The organism is Nonomuraea sp. CA-143628 (assembly GCF_050942315.1).
In the GTDB taxonomy this organism is placed as follows: domain Bacteria; phylum Actinomycetota; class Actinomycetes; order Streptosporangiales; family Streptosporangiaceae; genus Nonomuraea.
Genome location: NZ_CP192072.1, coordinates 10,267,085 through 10,283,777, shown reverse-complemented (window position 1 = coordinate 10,283,777; position 16,693 = coordinate 10,267,085). Strand labels below are relative to the sequence as shown.

The following is a 16,693-nucleotide window of genomic DNA, read 5'->3' as shown; positions in this document are numbered from 1 at the left end:
GACTATCAGCACCAAAGACTTGCGGGAAGGGCGCGTTCGCGATCAGAGTGATGCACGTGAGGCGAAAGCACGCGCTGAGGCGGCCGAAAGATGGCACGCTCCCCGATACGGGGGCCGATGACTTCTCGCTCACGAGCGGGCGCGATTACGAGGCGTTCGGCCGGGTGATGGCCGCCCTCGCCACCGAGGCCGAGTTCATCGAGTCCTGCCGGGATCTGACCTGGTGGCGGGGCGCCGACCACAGCTGGCACATCGAGTGGCGCGACGGCCCGTACGCCTCCGAGGTGGCGGCGCTGCTGGCCGAGCAGGTGCGCGCTCCCGCGTACGAGGACGAGCTCGGCGAGCCCGCCGGTCCGGGCGACAGCCGGTCGGCGGTGCTCGACGTGATGGGCGTCCGCTTCGAGCTGCGGGCCATCGATCCGCTGGGCCGCGAGCGCGTACGCGACAAGCCGGGCTTCTGGCGGCTGGCCGAGGCGCTCGACACCACCCGCGCCACGAACGCCCCGCGCCCCTGGGAAACGCTACTGGGCGGCTAGTTTGCCCTGGAAGACCCGCGCGCTCAGCCGCTCGCGGTGCGATTGTGGCGGGCCGAAGAGCTGGGCGTCGGAGGTGGCCCGCTTGAGGTAGCGGTGAGCCGGATGCTCCCAGGTCACGCCGATCCCGCCGTGGACCTGGATGTTCTCGCCCGCCGCCGTGAGATACGCCTCGGTGCAGTAGGACCCGGCGATGGCCGCGAGGGACTCCGACCCGGCCGCCGCCAGCGCCGCCGACCTGGCCGACTCCACGAGCAGCAGCAGGTCGGCCAGCTTGTGCTTGATCGCCTGGAAGGAGCCGATCGGCCTGCCGAACTGGTGGCGCAGCTTGGCGTGCTCCGTGGCCATCTCCAGGCAGCGCTCGGCCCCGCCCACCTGCTCGGCCGCCAGCGCCGCGATGCCGAGGTCGCGCACCCGGCTCCACGCGGCGCCGTCGCCCGCCGGCCGCGCCGGGGAGTGGTCGAAGGACAGCTCGGCCAGCGGCCGGCTCTCGTCCATCGTCGGGTACGCCACGCGCCGCGTCGGCACCGCCTCGACCAGGAGCCCGTCGGCGTAGACGAGCACCACGTCGCCCTCCAGCGCGTACGGGACGACGCCCGTGAGCAGGCCGTCCCGGAGTGTCAGGTCGCCATCGCCCGGCAGGACGACGGTCGCCGTCGCCGAGCCGTCGGCCAGCGCGGGCAGCAGCCGGCCCATCGCCGCCTCGTCGCCGCCCGCCTTGAGCGCCTCGACGGCCAGGACGGCGCTCTGCAGGAAGGGGTAGGGGGACAGGGTCCTGCCCAGCTCTCCCGCCACGACCGCGGTCTCGGCCGGGCCGCAGCCCGCTCCGCCGTACTCCTCCGGGACGGCGAGCCCTGCGGTGCCCAGCTCGCGCGCGAACGCCGCCCAGGGCGCGGCGGGGCGGTCGGCGAGATAGGCGCGGACGACGGAGCGCAGCTCGTCTGTGACGGTCACCGAGCCAGTTTAACCAAGCGATTGCTTCGTTGCATTTGGTTGGCCGAAATTTGCCTTTTCTGGACGGCCACATAATCTGGTTGTGGTATTGCGACAAGCTGCGAAGGGAGGGTTGACCAGGCAATGGACGTAAAAGAGAGCACGATCGACTACGCGGAGTTCGCCGCCTACGACCGTGGACAGCGCTGCATCGAACGCCATGTGCTGGGGGCCTTCCTCGGCGGGCTGGTCGTCGGGCTCGTGGGCATACTCGCCGACGGTCGCGGTCCCCAATGGCTCGGCCAGGTCTATGACCCTTACATGTATCTGGGTCTGGCCCTGCTCGTCGGAGCGAGCGCGGCGGGCTTCGGGTGGGCGTTGCTCACCACGTTCCTGGCCTCCCTGTCCATGATCGTCGTGACTCTGGGCGGCAGCATGCTGCGCGGCGCGCCCGACATCGGCGGCGTCGGCGTCGGCGGCTCCGCGGCCGGGCTGAACTGGTCGCTCTGCCTGCTGGTCGGGCTGGGGCTGCTCGCCTACGTGACGAGGCGGTCGGATGTCTGGGGCGACCTGGCCGCGGGCCTCATCGGCGCCCTGCTGCTCGCCGACGTGATCGACCGCGCGACGCCCGGCTTCATCCACAGCGACCCCGCCTTCTGGCCCGGTCCCGCGCCCGTGGTCGGCGCCCTGGCCGTCGTGCTGGTGCTGGCCCTACGCCGCGGCATGGCGGGCCGGGTGCGCGCGCTGCTGCTGGCGGCGGTCCTGGTCGGCCTGTTCGCGGTCGCGGTGGCCGGTTCGCTGGGCGGTTGGGTCCCCATCGCGGGATAAGGCCGCGCGGCGAGTCGCTCCGAGTCGATAGCCTGTAATCCTCATATCCAGGCCGAACAAGGAGTAGCCGTGTCGCTGCGCATGTCGTCGTTGTTTCTTCGCACCCTGCGGGACGACCCGGCAGACGCGGAAGTGCCGAGCCACAAGCTCCTGGTCCGCGCCGGTTATGTCCGGCGGGTGGCGCCCGGCATCTACTCGTGGCTGCCCCTCGGCAAGATGGTGTTGGAAAACGTCGCCAAGATCGTCCGCGAGGAGATGAACCGGATGGGCGGCCAGGAGGTGCTCTTCCCCGCCCTGCTGCCGCGCGAATACTACGAGGCCACCGGTCGCTGGACCGAATACGGTGACACGCTCTTCCGGCTCAAGGACCGCAAGGGCGTCGACTACCTGCTCGGTCCCACGCACGAGGAGCTCTTCGCCGACATGGTCAAGGGTGAATACTCCTCGTACAAGGACTATCCGGTCACGCTCTACCAGATCCAGACGAAGTACCGCGATGAGGCCAGGCCCCGCGCGGGCATCCTGCGCGGGCGCGAGTTCCTGATGAAGGACGCCTACTCCTTCGACCTCGACGACGAAGGACTCAAGCACTCCTACGAGCAGCACCGCGAGACCTACATCCGGACGTTCGACCGGCTCGGCATCGATTACAAGATCGTGTTCGCCACGTCGGGCGCGATGGGCGGCTCGGCCTCGGAGGAGTTCCTGGCGCCCACGCCCACCGGCGAGGACACCTTCGTGGCCTGCCGCTCCTGCGGCTACGCGGCCAACGCCGAAGCCGTCACCACGACCGCGCCCCCGGCCCGCGCCCTCGACGGGCTGGAGCCCCAGCGCGTCCTCGACACCCCCGACACCCCGACCATCGAGTCGCTGGTGTCCTACGTCAACGAGCACCACGGCCTGTCGATCACCGCCGCCGAGACCCTGAAGAACGTCGTCGTCAAGGTCACCACGCCCGGCTCCGACAAGGTCGAGACGCTGATCGTCGGCGTGCCCGGCGACCGCGAGGTCGACTTCAAGCGCCTGGAGGCCGCGCTGGCCCCCGGCGAGCCCGCCATCTTCGAGGCCGAGGATTTCGCCAAGCACCCCGGCCTGATCCGCGGCTACATCGGCCCGCAGGTCCTGCGCGACCTCGGCATCCGCTACCTCGTCGACCCCCGCGTGGTCACCGGCACCTCCTGGGTGACCGGAGCCAACGAGCGCGGCAAGCACGCCGCCCACGTGGTCGCGGGCCGTGACTTCGTCCCCGACGGCACGATCGAGGCCGCCGAGGTGCGCGCCGGAGACCCGTGCCCCCGCTGCGGCTCGCCGCTGTCCATCGACCGCGGCATCGAGATCGGGCACATCTTCCAGCTCGGCCGCAAATACGCCGACGCGGCCGGGCTCGACGCCCTCGGCCCCGACGGCAAGCCGATCCGCATCACGATGGGCTCCTACGGCATCGGCGTCTCGCGCGCTGTGGCGGTCATCGCCGAGCAGGCCCACGACGAGCTCGGGCTGGTGTGGCCGCGCGAGATCGCGCCCGCCGACGTGCACATCGTGGGCACGGGCAAGGACAACCAGGTCGAGGTGGCCCTCCAGTTGGCCGCCGAGCTGGAGTCCCGCGGGCTGCGGGTGCTCGTCGACGACCGTTCCGGGGTCTCGCCCGGCGTCAAGTTCAAGGACGCCGAGCTGCTCGGCCTGCCCACGATCGTGGTCGTGGGCCGCGGGCTGGCTCAGGGTGTGGTCGAGCTCCGCGACCGGGCCACGGGCGTCAAGGAGGAGATCCCGCTCGACACGGCCGCCGACCGCGTGCTGGCCGCCTGCTCGTAAACGCGAAGCACGGCTCCCCCTTCGTTCAGGGGGGGGAGCCGTGCTGCTCTGCCAGGGGGCCGTCAGTCCATGGCCGCGGGTATGGAGATCTTGCCGCGGCGGCGGAGCACCACGGGCCCGATCAGGCAGGCGGCGGCGATCACCAGGATGGCCAGCGACACGGGCCGGGTGAAGAACACCGCCGGATCCCCCTCGCTGAAGGCCAGGGCCCGCCTGAACTGCACCTCCATCAGCGGCCCGAGCACCGCCCCGAGGATCAGCGGCGCCACCGGATAACCGGCCCGCCGCAGGACGAACCCCACCAGCCCGAACCCGTACGCCACCAGGATCTCGAACACACTCTGCGAGGTGGCGTAGACACCCAGCGTCGCGAACGTCAGGATCGCCGCCGTCAGCAGCGCCGCCGGCACGCTCAGCAGCTTCACCCACAGCCGGATCAGCGGCAGATTCAGCACCAGCAGCATCACGTTGCCGATGTAGAGGCTGGCGATCAGCGTCCACACGAGCACCGGCTGCTGGTCGAAGAGTTGCGGTCCCGGCTGCACGTTGTAGATCTGGAAGGCGATCAGCAGCATGCTGGCCGTGGCCGAGGTGGGGATGCCGAGCGTGAGCAGCGGCACCAGCACACCGGAGAAGGCCGCGTTGTTGGCCGCCTCGGGCCCCGCCACGCCCTCGATGGCGCCGTTGCCGAACTCCTCGGGGTCCTTGGCCAGCCGCTTCTCGACGTTGTAGCTGAGGAAGGTGGGCAGCTCGGCGCCGCCCGCGGGCAGCGAGCCGATCGGCAGGCCGAACGCGGTGCCCCGCAGCCAAGGCCGCCAGGACCTGCGCCAGTCGTCGCGGGTCATGCCGATGCGCCCGGTCACCTTCACCGGCGGCTGCTCCTGCCGGTTCCGCTGGGCCGCGGTGGCGACCGCCTCGGCCACGGCGAACAGGCCGACGGCCAGCGCCACGACCGGCAGCCCCTCATACAGGTCGGGCACACCGAAGGCCAGGCGCGGCTGGCCGGTCATCTGGTCGATGCCCACCATGCCGATCGCCAGCCCGAGGAAGAGGCTGGACAGGCCGCGCACGATCGAGTCGCCCATGAGCGAGGTGACGGTGACGAAGGCGAGCACCATGATCGAGAAGTACTCGGCGGGCTGGATCGACTTGGCGATGGCCGACATCCCGGGCGCCAGGAACGTGATCACGACGGTGGAGATCGTGCCCGCCACGAACGAGCCGATGGCCGCCGTGGCCAGCGCGGCCCCGGCCCGGCCCTTCCGCGCCATCGGGTAGCCCTCGATCGTGGTGGGGATCGACGCCGTCTCACCGGGGATGTTGAGCAGGATCGCGGTGGTGCTGCCGCCGTACATGCCGCCGTAGTAGATCCCGGCGAACATCACGAACGCGCCCACCGGGTCGAACACCATCGTCAGGGGCAGCAGCAGCGCGATCGTCGTGGCCGGGCCGAGGCCCGGCAGCACGCCGACGAGTGTGCCGACGGTGACGCCGAGCAGGCCGAGCAGCAGGTTCTGCAGGGTGAGCGCGTGCGCGAAGCCGTCGAGCAGGTGGCCCAGTACGCTCATCTCAGATCGCCAATCTGATCAGGCCCGGAGGCAGCGTGATGCCCAGCACCCGGTCGAACAGCAGATACGTGGCCAGCGCCAGCAGCAGGCCCACGACCAGGTCGCGCACCAGCTTGCGGCTGCCGAGCACGCGGGCCACCGCGACGAAGAACAGCGTGGTCGACTGCCAGTAGCCCACGGGCGCGAGCAGGACCGCGTACAGAGCGAGCGCGCCGATGAGGAGCAGCACGGGACGCCAGTGCACGCCCTCGTCCTCGCCGCCCTCGCGGGTCACCGGAGCGCGGAACGCCTGCACCACCCCGATCACGGCCACCACCGCCATGCCGATGCCGACCAGGAGCGGGAAGGCCCGTGGCCCGACGGCCTGGTAACCGCCGCCGTCAGGGATCATGAACGCCTGCGCCAGGACGACCAGCGCGACCGCCAGGAACCCCGCCGAGACGAGCCGGGTGCTCACTTGCCCAGTCCCAACTCGCCGAGGATTGTGGTGATCTGCCCGCGCTGCTCGGTGAGCACCTGCTTGAACGAGTCGCCCGGGGTCCAGGCGTCGACCCAGTTGTTCTGCTTGAGGACCTGCTGCCAGCACGACGTCTGCCGCATCTTGTCGATCATCTTGACGACGTCCTGCTGCTGCTCGGCCGACAGCCCCGCCGGGGCGAGCACGCCGGCCATCGTGGAGATGGCCTGGTCCGACAGCCCCAGTTCCTTCAGCGTCGGGGCGTCGATGCCCTCGATCCGCTTGTCGCCGTCCACCGCGAGGGCCTTGAGCTCTCCGGCCTGGAGCTGCGCGCGAAGCTCGGCGACGGTGTCGATGCCCGCGGTGGCGGCCCCGCTGAGCAGCAGGTTCATCGACTCGCCGCCGCCCGCCGTGGGCACGTAGTTGACCTGCTTGGCGTCGATGCCCTGGCCCTTGGCCAGCCCCGCGACCGTCATCTGCCCGGGGCCGCCGAGCGAGCCGCCGGTCCACTTGATGCCGTGCGGGTTCTTCTTCATCGCGGCCAGCAGCGACTTCAGGTCGGCGTACGGCGCGTTCTTCGGCACTACGATCGCGCTCGGGCCCCTGCTCAGCCCGGCGATCGGGGTGAGGGTGGTCAGGTCGACGGGTGAGTGGTTGTTGACGATGCCACCGAGCATGGTCGCGCTGTCCATGACCATGAGCTGGTAGGGGTCGCCCTTGCTCTTGGCGAACTGGGCCAGCCCGATCGTGCCGCCCGCGCCGGGGACGTTGATGACTGTGGCCTTCGCGGTAGTGATCTTGCACTGGCTGAGCGCACCGGCGATGCCGCGGGCACGGGTGTCCCAGCCGCCGCCGGGGCTGCCCGGCGCCATGATCGTCAGAGGCTTGCTCGGGTATTCGGCGCCCGCCTCGGTGCTCTCGCCGACCGCGCAACCGGTGGCCAGGACCGTCAGGGCGGCGGCGGCAACAATGATCTTCATGAGGTCTCCCGGGGGGTGAGAATCGAGGTGAAGAAGTCCTTGACCGGCTCCAGCACGCTCATCGGCTGGTGCGCCACGCCTGGCACGACGTCGAACCTGACGTTGATGCCGTGCGCGCCGAAGTTGTCACGCAGCGCCGCCAGCCGTTCGACACGGGTGGTTCCGTAGGCGTCGGCGCCGTCCATCCAGTTGGCGTCGCCCTGGTTGTTGATCTCCCAGGTCTCGACGTCCTCGGCACCCACGACCATCTGTACCGGCACCGCCCCGAGCTCCTCGATCCTGGGCGGCTGGCCGAACTCCTCCTCGAACCCCTTGAGCCCGATCCACCACGGGCTGTCCCAGTCGATGTACGATATCCGCCCTGGTGCACCAATTGACACTCCGGCCAGCCGGTCCGGATGCAGGTAGGCGAACCGATGGGCGAACTGGCCGCCGCCGGAGAAGCCGTGCAGGAGGAACCGCTCGGTGTCGACGTTGAAGCGCTCGCCGACCTCCTCGACCATCGCCAGCAGCACGTGGTCGAAGCGGATGCCGCGGTAGTTGATGAACTTGAAGCCGTGCAGGTCGTCCGCGTCCTCGATGCCCGCGGGGAACAGCGGCGCCAGGACCAGGCAGCCCTGCTGCTCACCCCATTCGGCGAGGTTGTCGCGGTACTGCGGCCCGCGCCGTCCCGTCCCGTGCTGCATGACGGCGATCGGAATCGGCGGGCCCTCGGGGGAGTGGGCCGTCGGCACGTAGAGGCAGTAGGAGAAGCGCTGGTCGTATCGGGAGGCGAAGATGGTGGTGGACCCGCTGAAGTAGAACTCCCGAGGGTGCTTAACTCCGCCGCCGATTTCGTGTAGGGGTGCCTTGGCCATGGCGCCACAGCCTGGACATATATCTAGTTTCGGACAAGGAGATTGCCGCCAACGCGGTAATGTGCAACGTGCCCGTCACGCTCCTCCTGTCTTCCTCCGGCCCGGCCTCGATCACCATGGGCGTCTCCCCGCTGGCCGAGCTCTGCGCCTGCCTGCACGCGCTCGACGAGCCCGGACACCACCCCGCGGCGGCCCGCTGGGTGGCCAGGGTCCACACGGAGACCGACGAGGACCTGCTGGCCAGGGCGACGGCGTGGGCGCCCCTGTGGAGCGCCTTCCGGGCCCGCTACCTGCTGCCGCTGTCCGCCGGCCGGACCAGGACGCTCGAAGACGAGCTGGCCGAGATCGAGGCGCTGCCCATCGGCGACTTCACCGCCATGACCCTCCAGGCGCTCATCGGCAAGAACAGCGCCGGCGTCGGCGGTGACGTGCTCCAGCGCCTCAGACTGATCTCCTCCAGCAGGGTGGAGCTGGGCACCCGAGTGCAGAACGACCCCTGGGGCTTCAGACGCGAACTGACCGGCTTCCTGGCCGACTTCGCCGCCGCGGCCTTCGAGGCGGACTGGCCGGGCCTGCGGACCGCGCTGGCCGCCGAGGCCGCGGTGCGCGAGCGGGCGATCGCGGTGCACGGCCCCATGGCGCTGGCCGACTTCCCCACCGCCACGGCCGTCGAGGGCGGGCGTCGAATCGTCCTGGACAAGCTCTACAACGCCACCGCCCGCATCGGCGCCGGCCGGCCCTGCCTGCTCGTCCCCAGCCTGTACGGCCGCCCGCACTTCGTGGTCAAGCACTACCCGGGCTACCCCGTGGTCATCCAGTACGGCGTGGGCACCTCCGCCGGGGTCTCCCTGGAGACCGCCCGGCAGCGGCTGGCCGTCCTCCAGCACCCGACCCGCCTCAAGCTCTGCTACGCCATCCTGCGCAACCCGGTGGCCACCTCGGAGCTCGCCAACCAACTGGGCATGACCGCCCCCCAGGTCTCAAGACACCTACGCCACCTGAGGGAGGCGGCGCTGGTGCACGTGCACCGTCGCGGCTCGGTCGTCTACTACCAACTCGACGCCGAGGCGATCGAACGCCTGGGCACCGACCTACTGACGGTGCTCTACCGCTGAGCCGCTCGCGGCCGATTACTTCCGCCCCCGGAGGAGGCCCTCTCTGAGGACCTCAGCCACGACGGACCGGCTCCCTCCGCTCCCCGGAGGGGGTTCCCCACCCTTGGGGACCTCTGCCACGACGGGCGTCCGCTTTCTCCCCCGCAGGGGGTGGCCCTCTCTTGGGGACCTCTGCCACGACGGGCGGTCCGCTCCCCGGAGGGGTCCCCCTCCCAAGGACCTTTGCCACGACGGACCGGCTTCTTCCTCGCCCTCGGAGGGGGAGCCCCGCCCAAGGACCTCAGCCACCATGGACCGGCTTCTTCCTCGCCCCGGAGGGGGTACTCCTCCCAAGGCCCCCAGCCACGACGGACGGATTTCTTCCGCTCCCCCGAAGGGGGTATCTCTCACCAAGGACCCCAGCCACAACAGGCCGTCACAGGGACTGAGACGATCGTGTGGACGGACCACCCGGGAGAGCCGCCTCTCAGCCGGTGGGCCCCGACATGCCGGGAAAGGCCGTGGTGATCGCAGGCCGGAAGGAGTAGGAGCGCGCCACCGACTCCTGCATGGCCAGCGCGGCATAGCGGCGCAGCGACGCGTCGTCCGAAGCCACCAACTCCAGGTAGGCGGCCGTGACGCCACTCTCCACGTGGACCGCGAGCTGGACCGCCTGCGCCGCCGTGGACGGCACGATCGGCAGGGCGTAACCCCCCTCGGGCTCGGTCGGCGTGCCGCCCCGGGTGGTGATGGCGGTGCGCAACTGGTCGCGTCTGGCTCGATGGGCGTCGAAGGCGGTCGTGACCCGGGACCGCAGCGAGCCCGTGGTGCGCGCGCCGATCAGCCCGTACGCGAAGACGGCGGCGTGCTCGGCCGACAGCGCCTTGCGCAGCTTCTCCACATCGGCCGGTGTCACGTCGACCTCGGCAGGGCCAGGGCGTGGGCGGCCTCGCAGGCGCCGATGGAGGCGATGAGCTGGGCCAGCTGCGGCGAGACGCCGGCGAGCTGGCGGACGCGCAACGCCGCCGACCGGCGCTCGGCCTCACGCAGCCGCGACACCGACGTCTTGGGCGCGGGAGCGGGCGTCTTAGGCGCGGGAGAGGAAGAGGACCCGCTGGGCAAGCGTTTGCGCAGCTCGTCGAGGTGAGCCTGGTGACGGTCGCGGAACGGGGTCAGCTTGGTCGCGCCGCCCGCGATCAGCGCGGAGTAGAGGGCGATCGTGTGTTCCTTGTCGGCGATCAGCTGCCGCAGCAGCACCCGCTCAGGATCTTCCGACGGAGTGGGCGACGGCTGGGGGGTGTCGGACGCGTCGCATCCCGACAGGGCCGCGGCGGCCGCTCCGCCCGCCAGCACGGCTCGCCGTGACAGAGAACGCGGGCGCACGGGCAGGGACCTCCTGTAAACGGAACGCAGATAGCATCGTACGGTCTTGCGCTCGCTCCCCGTGTCAGGCGACGCTCGCCATTCGCACGTGCCGAGTGGCGCTCTCTTCGTGCCCTCGTACAGATAGGGTGTCAACTGTCGTAGCTGGCTGAGCGGCCAGGCGACTTGAGAGCCAGAGGCGAGGTCCGCCCGGCTGAGACATGACAATAGGGAGGTCGATATGGGCAGCGCATCACCCCGCGACCACCTGATGAAGCTCCTTGAGCCCGTCGTCGGCGCGGAGGGCCTCGATCTGGAGGACGTCACGGTCACCCAGGCCGGCAAGCGCCGGCTGCTGCGTGTGATCGTCGACCGCGACGGCGGCGTGAGCCTCGACGACGTGGCCGACGTCAGCCAGGCCGTCTCCGCGGCGCTCGACGACGCCGACGCGATGGGCCAGTCGGCCTACACGCTGGAGGTCTCCTCGCCGGGCGTCGACCGCCCGCTGACCGAGCCGCGTCACTGGCGGCGCGCGGCCAAGCGGCTGGTGAAGGCCGAGATGAGAGATGGTTCCGTGGTGGAGGGCCGCGTGCGCTCCGCCGACGAGAGCGGCGTCGAGCTCGACGTCGACGGCGCCGGGCGCCGATTCGACTATCAGGACCTGGCCCGCGGACGGGTGCAGGTGGAGTTCCGCCGGTTCGACGACGAAGACGTCGACGGCGACGAAGGCTAAGGGGAAAGCCTCGTGGACATCGACATGAGCGTCCTGCGCAGCCTGGAGCGGGAGAAGGACATCTCCTTCGACCTGGTCGTCAAGGCGATCGAAGACGCGTTGCTGATCGCCTACTTCCGCACCGAGGGTGCCGCGCCCAAGGCGCGCGCGGAGCTCGACAGGACGAGCGGGCACGTGACCATCTTCGCCGCCGAGATCGACGACGAGGGCGAGATCGTCAGGGAGTTCGACGATACGCCGGGCAACTTCAGCAGAATCGCGGCGACCACCGCCAAGCAGGTCATCCTGCAGCAGCTGCGCGACGCCGAGGACGAGATCAACTTCGGCGAGTTCGCCAGCCGTGAGGGCGAGCTGGTCTCCGGTGTGATCCAGCAGGGCAAGGACCCGCGCGTGGTGCTGGTCGACCTCGGCAAGATCGAGGCCGTCCTGCCGCACAACGAGCAGGTGCCCGGCGAGGACTACGTGCACGGCGAGCGCATCCGCGCCTACGTGGTGCAGGTGAAGAAGGGCCACAAGGGCCCCTCGGTCACGCTGTCGCGTACCCATCCCGGCCTGGTCAAGAAGCTGTTCGCGCTGGAGGTGCCGGAGATCGCCGACGGCACGGTGGAGATCGCCGCCGTGGCCCGCGAGGCCGGTCACCGCACCAAGATCGCGGTCAGGTCGCGCAGGCAGGGCGTCAACGCCAAGGGCGCGTGCATCGGCCCGATGGGCTCGCGCGTGCGCAACGTGATGACCGAGCTGCACGGCGAGAAGATCGACATCATCGACTGGTCCGAGGACCCCGGCGAGTTCGTAGGGAATGCCCTGTCGCCGGCCCGCGTTTCCCACGTTGAGGTCCTCGATCTCGAAGGCCGGGTCGCGCGGGTGACCGTGCCCGACTACCAGCTCTCCCTGGCCATCGGCAAAGAGGGACAGAACGCCCGGCTTGCCGCGAGGCTCACCGGATGGCGGATTGACATCAGGCCTGACACCCAGGCCGAGGATGCTGCCGGTTCCGTAGATGCGTCAACACGGTAAGCTGGAATATGGTGGCCACGCGGCTCCACAGCGCACCTGTGTGGGCTGCAGGGTCCGTACGGCTAAGTCCGACCTGCTCCGCTTGGTGCGGGTCGAGGATCACGTGATCCCTGACCTGCGAGGACGGCTTCCTGGTCGAGGTGCGTCACTGCATCCGTCCGAGAAGTGTCTGGAGCTTGCCGAGCGTCGCCGAGCGTTTCCGCGCGCGTTCCGCGTGCCGGGGCCGCTTGACGTCTCGCGCGTGCGGGTGCACCTGGAGAAGGGGAACCAAGAAATGTCATGTAGGACGCCGAGTTGATGGGCGGAGTCAGATTGCTATGAGCGCCTGATGAGCACGCGGCGATGAAGATGTCAAGGTAGCGACGGTCCGGACGGCACAGCCAGCCTCCCGGGCCGAGTAAGGGAGTGCAGTGGCGAAGGTCCGGGTATACGAGCTCGCTAAGGAGTTCGGCGTAGAGAGCAAGGTCGTCATGGCCAAGCTCCAGGAGATGGGGGAGTTCGTCCGTTCGGCGTCCTCCACCATCGAGGCGCCGGTGGTCCGCAGGCTCACCGAAGCATTGGGCGCATCCAAGGGTGGGTCCTCGAGGGGCGGCGGTTCGTCGTCCAAGCCGCAGCCGCCAAGGGCTGCTCCCCGGCCGGCGGACAGCCTGGCCGGTAACGGCGCCGCGGAGGCGCCGACCCCAACATCAGCTCCGCGTCCGGGTCCGGGTCCGGGTCCCAGGCCTGGCCCGCGTCCGGGTCCGGCAGGTCCCGCGGGCGGCGGTCAGCCGCGCCCGCCGGTGCCGATGCCGCACCAGCCGCAGCCTGAGCCCGAGCGTGCCGACACCTCCGGCGCTCCGCAGGCGCGTTTCGACAGCGGCACCCGTCCCGCGCCCGCTCCGGGCGCCCCCACGCCGGGTCCGCGTCCCGGTCCCGCCGCCCGTCCGGGTCCCAAGCCCGGCCCCGCGGCGCGTCCCGGCGCGCCCTCCGGTGGCGGCGGCCCGGCGGCTCCGCGTCCCGACCGCGGTCCGTCCGATCGTGGCCCGTCCGACCGTTCCCCCTCCGGTGGCGGTCCTCGTCCGGGTCCCGGTCCCAAGCCGGGTCCGCGCGGCCCGCGTCCGGGCAACAACCCGTTCTCGTCCAACGCCAGCGGCATGGGCCAGTCCCGGCCGCCGCGTCCCGGTGCCAACCGCGACGGTGGCGGCACCGGTCCCGGCCAGCGCGAGCGTCGTGACGGTCCGCCGCGCGACGGCGCGGCCCCGCGTCCCCCGCAGGGTCGTGGCGGCGACGGCAGGCCCGGTGCGGCCGGTCCGCGTCCTGGTCCGCCCGGTGCGGCCGGCCCGCGTCCCGGTCCCGGTGCGGGCGGTCCCCGTCCCGGCGGTCCGCGTCCCAACCCGATGATGATGCCTCAGGGTCGTCCCGCCGGTCCCGGCGGTGGCGGCGGCGGTGGCCGTCCCGGTGGTGGCGGCGGTCGTCCCGGCGGCGGTGGCGGCGGTGGCCGTCCTGGCGGCGGTGGCGGCGGCGGTCGTCCCGGTGGTGGCGGCGGTTTCGCCGGTCGCCCCGGTGGCGGCGGTGGCGCCGGTCGTCCGGGCACGAGCACCGGTGGTCCCGGTGGCGGCGGCGGTTTCGCCGGTCGTCCCGGTGGCGGCGGCCGTGGCCGCGGTGGCGGCACGGCGGGCGCGTTCGGGCGTCCCGGTGGCCGTCCCACGCGTGGCCGCAAGTCCAAGCGCCAGAGGCGCCAGGAGTTCGACAACATGTCGGCCCCGGCGATCGGCGGCGTGCAGGTCGCTCGCGGCAACGGCGCGACGATCCGCCTTCCGCGCGGTGCGTCGCTGTCCGACTTCGCCGACCGGATCGGTGCCAATCCCGCCTCGCTGGTGCAGATCATGCTGCACCTCGGCGAGATGGTGACCGCCACCCAGTCGGTCAACGAGGAGACGCTGCAGCTGCTCGGCTCCGAGCTCGACTACAACATCCAGGTCGTCAGCCCGGAGGAGGAGGACCGCGAGCTTCTCGAGGCCTTCGACATCGAGTTCGGCGAGGACGAGGGCGACGAGGCCGACCTGGCCGCGCGTCCGCCGGTCGTGACCGTCATGGGTCACGTCGACCACGGTAAGACCAAGCTGCTCGACGCCATCCGCAAGACCAACGTGGTGGCGCGCGAGGCGGGTGGCATCACCCAGCACATCGGCGCTTACCAGGTCGCCACCGAGCACGAGGGCGAAGAGCGCAAGGTCACCTTCATCGACACCCCGGGTCACGAGGCGTTCACCGCCATGCGTGCCCGTGGTGCCAAGGCGACCGACATCGCGGTGCTGGTGGTCGCGGCCGACGACGGTGTGAAGCCGCAGACGATCGAGGCGCTCAACCACGCCCAGGCGGCCGACGTGCCGATCGTGGTCGCGGTCAACAAGGTCGACAAGGAGGGCGCCGACCCCAACAAGGTCCGTGCCCAGCTCACCGAGTACGGCCTGGTGGCCGAGGAGTTCGGTGGCTCGACGCTGTTCGTCGACATCTCCGCCAAGAACGGGACCGGCATCGAGCAGCTGCTCGAGGCCATCCTGCTCACCGCGGACGCCGAGCTCGACCTGCGCGCCAACCCGGCGATGGACGCTCAGGGCATCGCGATCGAGGCGCACCTCGACAAGGGCCGTGGCCCGACCGCGACCGTCCTGGTCCAGCGCGGCACGCTGCGCGTCGGCGACTCCATCGTCTGTGGCGAGGCCTACGGCCGCGTCCGGGCGATGCTCGACGACAACGGCGACCTGGTCGAAGAGGCCACGCCGTCCCGTCCGGTCCTGGTCATGGGTCTGACGGCGGTGCCGGGCGCGGGTGACAACTTCATCGTCGTCACCGACGACCGGATGGCGCGTCAGATCGCCCAGCAGCGCGCGGCGCGCAAGCGCAGCGCCGACATGGCGAGGTCGAGCCGCCGCCTGACCCTTGAGGAGCTGTTCAGCAACCTCGAGAAGGGTCGCGTCGACGAGCTCAAGCTCATCATCAAGGGTGACGTGTCCGGTTCGGTGGAGGCCCTGGAAGACGCCCTGCTCAAGATCGATGTCGGCGACGAGGTCAGGCTCCGTGTCCTGCACCGCGCCGTCGGTGCGATCACCGAGTACGACGTCAACCTGGCCGTCGCCGACGACAACGCGGTCATCATCGGCTTCAACGTCCGGCCTGAGCCCCGGGCGCGCGACCTGGCCGAGCGCGAGGGCGTCGACATCCGCTACTACTCGGTCATCTACCAGGCGATCGAGGAGATCGAAGCGGCGCTCAAGGGCATGCTCAAGCCCGAGTTCGAAGAGGTCCAGATGGGCACCGCCGAAGTCCGCGAGGTCTTCAAGGTGCCGAGGATCGGCAACGTCGCCGGTTCGCTGGTCCGCTCCGGCACGATCGTGCGCAACAGCAAGGCCCGGATCATCCGCGATGGCGTCGTCATCGCCGACAACCTGACCGTTTCGTCGCTGCGTCGCTTCAAGGACGACGCGACCGAGGTCCGCGAGGGCTTCGAGTGCGGTATCGGGGTCGGCTACAACGACATCCGGATCGATGACGTCATCGAGACGTTCGAGATGCGGGAGAAGCCGCGCGCATAACACGCGGCCGGGCGCCCGGCGGACCATCCGCCGGGCGCCTCTCGCACGCCCGGGCCCGCTTTCCACCGCAGCGGGGCCGGGGTGCCTTCACACACCAGGACAAGCGGTGGTTGCCAACGATGTATGTGGGTGCTCTGACCCTGGACATCCTGCTCGGCGACGTACATTCGCTGAAGCAGAAGCGTTCCGTCGTGCGACCGCTGGTCGCCGAGCTGCACAGGCGTTTTCCCGGTGTCGCGGTGGCCGAGACCGGTCACCTCGACCTGCACCGCCGGGCGGAGGTCGGCATCGCCGTAGTCTCGGGCTCGGCGGGCAACTGCCAAGAGATATTGAACGCCTGCGAGCGCATGGTGGCCTTCCGCCCTGAGATCGAGCTGCTGTCGGCGAGACATCGGCTCTACAACGACGAAGACTGAACGACTGCACGGCCTCCGGGCCCGTGCGTGAGGGGGAGCGAACATGGTGGATGCAGCACGAGCGCGCAAGCTCGCCGACCGCATCCAGCAGATCGTCGCCGAGATGCTGGAGCGCCGGATCAAGGACCCGCGCCTGGGCTTCGTCACCGTGACCGACACGCGCATCACCGCCGACCTGCGTGAGGCCACGGTCTTCTACACGGTGTTCGGCTCCGATGCCGAGCGGGCCGACAGCGCGGCCGCGCTCGAGAGCGCCAGGGGCATCATCCGCTCCGAGGTGGGCCGTCAGACGGGCGTCCGCTTCACTCCGACGCTGGAGTTCAAGCACGACCCGCTGCCCGACAGCGCGCGGCAGCTGGACGACCTGATCAACGCCGCCAGGGCGCGAGACGCCGAGGTGGCGCGCAAGGCCGAGGGCGCGGCTTACGCCGGCGACGCGGACCCCTACCGTAAGCCGGAGGAGGACGAGGAGCCGGAGCCCATCGGCAAGCCTGACGAGGACGGGCAGCCGGCGACGTGACGCCCGAC

The 16,693-nt window shown here is 70.6% G+C and carries 17 protein-coding genes; 10 read left to right on the top strand and 7 right to left on the bottom strand.

Annotated features, from left to right (window positions below; all coding sequences use genetic code 11):
• Positions 1-50 precede the first annotated feature (50 nt).
• Complete coding sequence (locus ACQP2T_RS46565; protein ID WP_433511243.1) at positions 51-536, top strand: hypothetical protein; 486 nt, start codon at positions 51-53, stop codon at positions 534-536.
• Here ACQP2T_RS46565 and ACQP2T_RS46560 read toward each other — a convergent pair.
• On the bottom strand, positions 522-1,487 hold the full coding sequence (locus ACQP2T_RS46560; RefSeq protein WP_433511242.1) for an acyl-CoA dehydrogenase family protein: 966 nt from the start codon (positions 1,485-1,487) through the stop codon (positions 522-524). The genes ACQP2T_RS46565 and ACQP2T_RS46560 overlap by 15 nt on opposite strands.
• Before the next feature lie 123 nt (positions 1,488-1,610).
• Here ACQP2T_RS46560 and ACQP2T_RS46555 point away from each other — a divergent pair, with 123 nt between their 5' ends.
• Together ACQP2T_RS46555 and ACQP2T_RS46550 are read left to right on the top strand one after the other, a co-directional pair.
• The gene (locus tag ACQP2T_RS46555; RefSeq protein ID WP_433511241.1) at positions 1,611-2,294 is read left to right on the top strand and encodes a hypothetical protein; all 684 of its coding nucleotides are present in this window, start codon (positions 1,611-1,613) and stop codon (positions 2,292-2,294) included.
• A 69-nt stretch (positions 2,295-2,363) separates the two neighbouring features.
• Positions 2,364-4,106 (top strand): proline--tRNA ligase, encoded by a 1,743-nt coding sequence (locus ACQP2T_RS46550; RefSeq protein WP_433511240.1) that lies wholly within the window; start codon positions 2,364-2,366, stop codon positions 4,104-4,106.
• A gap of 62 nt (positions 4,107-4,168) precedes the next feature.
• On the opposite strand, the gene ACQP2T_RS46545 is transcribed toward ACQP2T_RS46550, so the two are convergent.
• Genes ACQP2T_RS46545 through ACQP2T_RS46530 form a run of 4 tightly spaced genes read right to left on the bottom strand, consistent with a single transcriptional unit; the run spans position 4,169 to position 7,968 of the window.
• Entirely contained in the window at positions 4,169-5,674 is a 1,506-nt protein-coding gene (locus ACQP2T_RS46545; RefSeq protein WP_433511239.1) for a tripartite tricarboxylate transporter permease, read from the bottom strand.
• Position 5,675: 1 nt separating this feature from the next.
• Entirely contained in the window at positions 5,676-6,131 is a 456-nt protein-coding gene (locus tag ACQP2T_RS46540; protein WP_433511238.1) for a tripartite tricarboxylate transporter TctB family protein, read from the bottom strand.
• The gene (locus tag ACQP2T_RS46535; RefSeq protein WP_433511237.1) at positions 6,128-7,111 is read right to left on the bottom strand and encodes a Bug family tripartite tricarboxylate transporter substrate binding protein; all 984 of its coding nucleotides are present in this window, start codon (positions 7,109-7,111) and stop codon (positions 6,128-6,130) included. The genes ACQP2T_RS46540 and ACQP2T_RS46535 overlap by 4 nt, the downstream gene beginning before the upstream one ends.
• On the bottom strand, positions 7,108-7,968 hold the full coding sequence (locus tag ACQP2T_RS46530) for a hypothetical protein (RefSeq protein ID WP_433511236.1): 861 nt from the start codon (positions 7,966-7,968) through the stop codon (positions 7,108-7,110). Before ACQP2T_RS46530 ends, ACQP2T_RS46535 begins: the two co-directional genes overlap by 4 nt.
• A 68-nt stretch (positions 7,969-8,036) precedes the next feature.
• Here ACQP2T_RS46530 and ACQP2T_RS46525 point away from each other — a divergent pair, with 68 nt between their 5' ends.
• Positions 8,037-9,083 carry a DUF5937 family protein gene (locus ACQP2T_RS46525; protein WP_433511235.1) on the top strand — a complete coding sequence of 349 codons (1,047 nt, stop codon included), beginning with the start codon at positions 8,037-8,039 and terminating at the stop codon, positions 9,081-9,083.
• Positions 9,084-9,549: 466 nt separating this feature from the next.
• Here the strand turns inward: ACQP2T_RS46525 and ACQP2T_RS46520 are convergent, their stop codons facing one another.
• Both ACQP2T_RS46520 and ACQP2T_RS46515 read right to left on the bottom strand, forming a co-directional pair.
• Positions 9,550-9,978, bottom strand: a complete 429-nt coding sequence (locus ACQP2T_RS46520; protein WP_433511234.1) for a ferritin-like domain-containing protein — start codon at positions 9,976-9,978, stop codon at positions 9,550-9,552.
• Complete coding sequence (locus ACQP2T_RS46515; RefSeq protein ID WP_433511233.1) at positions 9,975-10,445, bottom strand: hypothetical protein; 471 nt, start codon at positions 10,443-10,445, stop codon at positions 9,975-9,977. Before ACQP2T_RS46515 ends, ACQP2T_RS46520 begins: the two co-directional genes overlap by 4 nt.
• Positions 10,446-10,665: 220 nt before the next feature.
• Here ACQP2T_RS46515 and rimP point away from each other — a divergent pair, with 220 nt between their 5' ends.
• The 6 genes from rimP (at position 10,666) to rbfA (ending at position 16,685) form a co-directional block, all read left to right on the top strand.
• A complete protein-coding gene (rimP, locus tag ACQP2T_RS46510; protein ID WP_225299403.1) occupies positions 10,666-11,157 on the top strand; it encodes a ribosome maturation factor RimP in 492 nt (163 codons plus the stop codon).
• A gap of 12 nt (positions 11,158-11,169) precedes the next feature.
• Positions 11,170-12,174: a transcription termination factor NusA gene (nusA, locus tag ACQP2T_RS46505; protein ID WP_357654416.1), complete on the top strand. Its 1,005-nt coding sequence runs from the start codon at positions 11,170-11,172 to the stop codon at positions 12,172-12,174.
• On the top strand, positions 12,158-12,472 hold the full coding sequence (locus ACQP2T_RS46500; RefSeq protein ID WP_357946766.1) for a YlxR family protein: 315 nt from the start codon (positions 12,158-12,160) through the stop codon (positions 12,470-12,472). Before nusA ends, ACQP2T_RS46500 begins: the two co-directional genes overlap by 17 nt.
• 112 nt (positions 12,473-12,584) lie before the next feature.
• Positions 12,585-15,749 carry a translation initiation factor IF-2 gene (gene infB, locus ACQP2T_RS46495; protein ID WP_433511232.1) on the top strand — a complete coding sequence of 1,055 codons (3,165 nt, stop codon included), beginning with the start codon at positions 12,585-12,587 and terminating at the stop codon, positions 15,747-15,749.
• A 119-nt stretch (positions 15,750-15,868) separates the two neighbouring features.
• Positions 15,869-16,165, top strand: a complete 297-nt coding sequence (locus ACQP2T_RS46490; RefSeq protein WP_433511231.1) for a DUF503 domain-containing protein — start codon at positions 15,869-15,871, stop codon at positions 16,163-16,165.
• Between the two features lie 43 nt (positions 16,166-16,208).
• Positions 16,209-16,685, top strand: a complete 477-nt coding sequence (gene rbfA, locus ACQP2T_RS46485; protein ID WP_433511230.1) for a 30S ribosome-binding factor RbfA — start codon at positions 16,209-16,211, stop codon at positions 16,683-16,685.
• Positions 16,686-16,693: the final 8 nt, after the last annotated feature.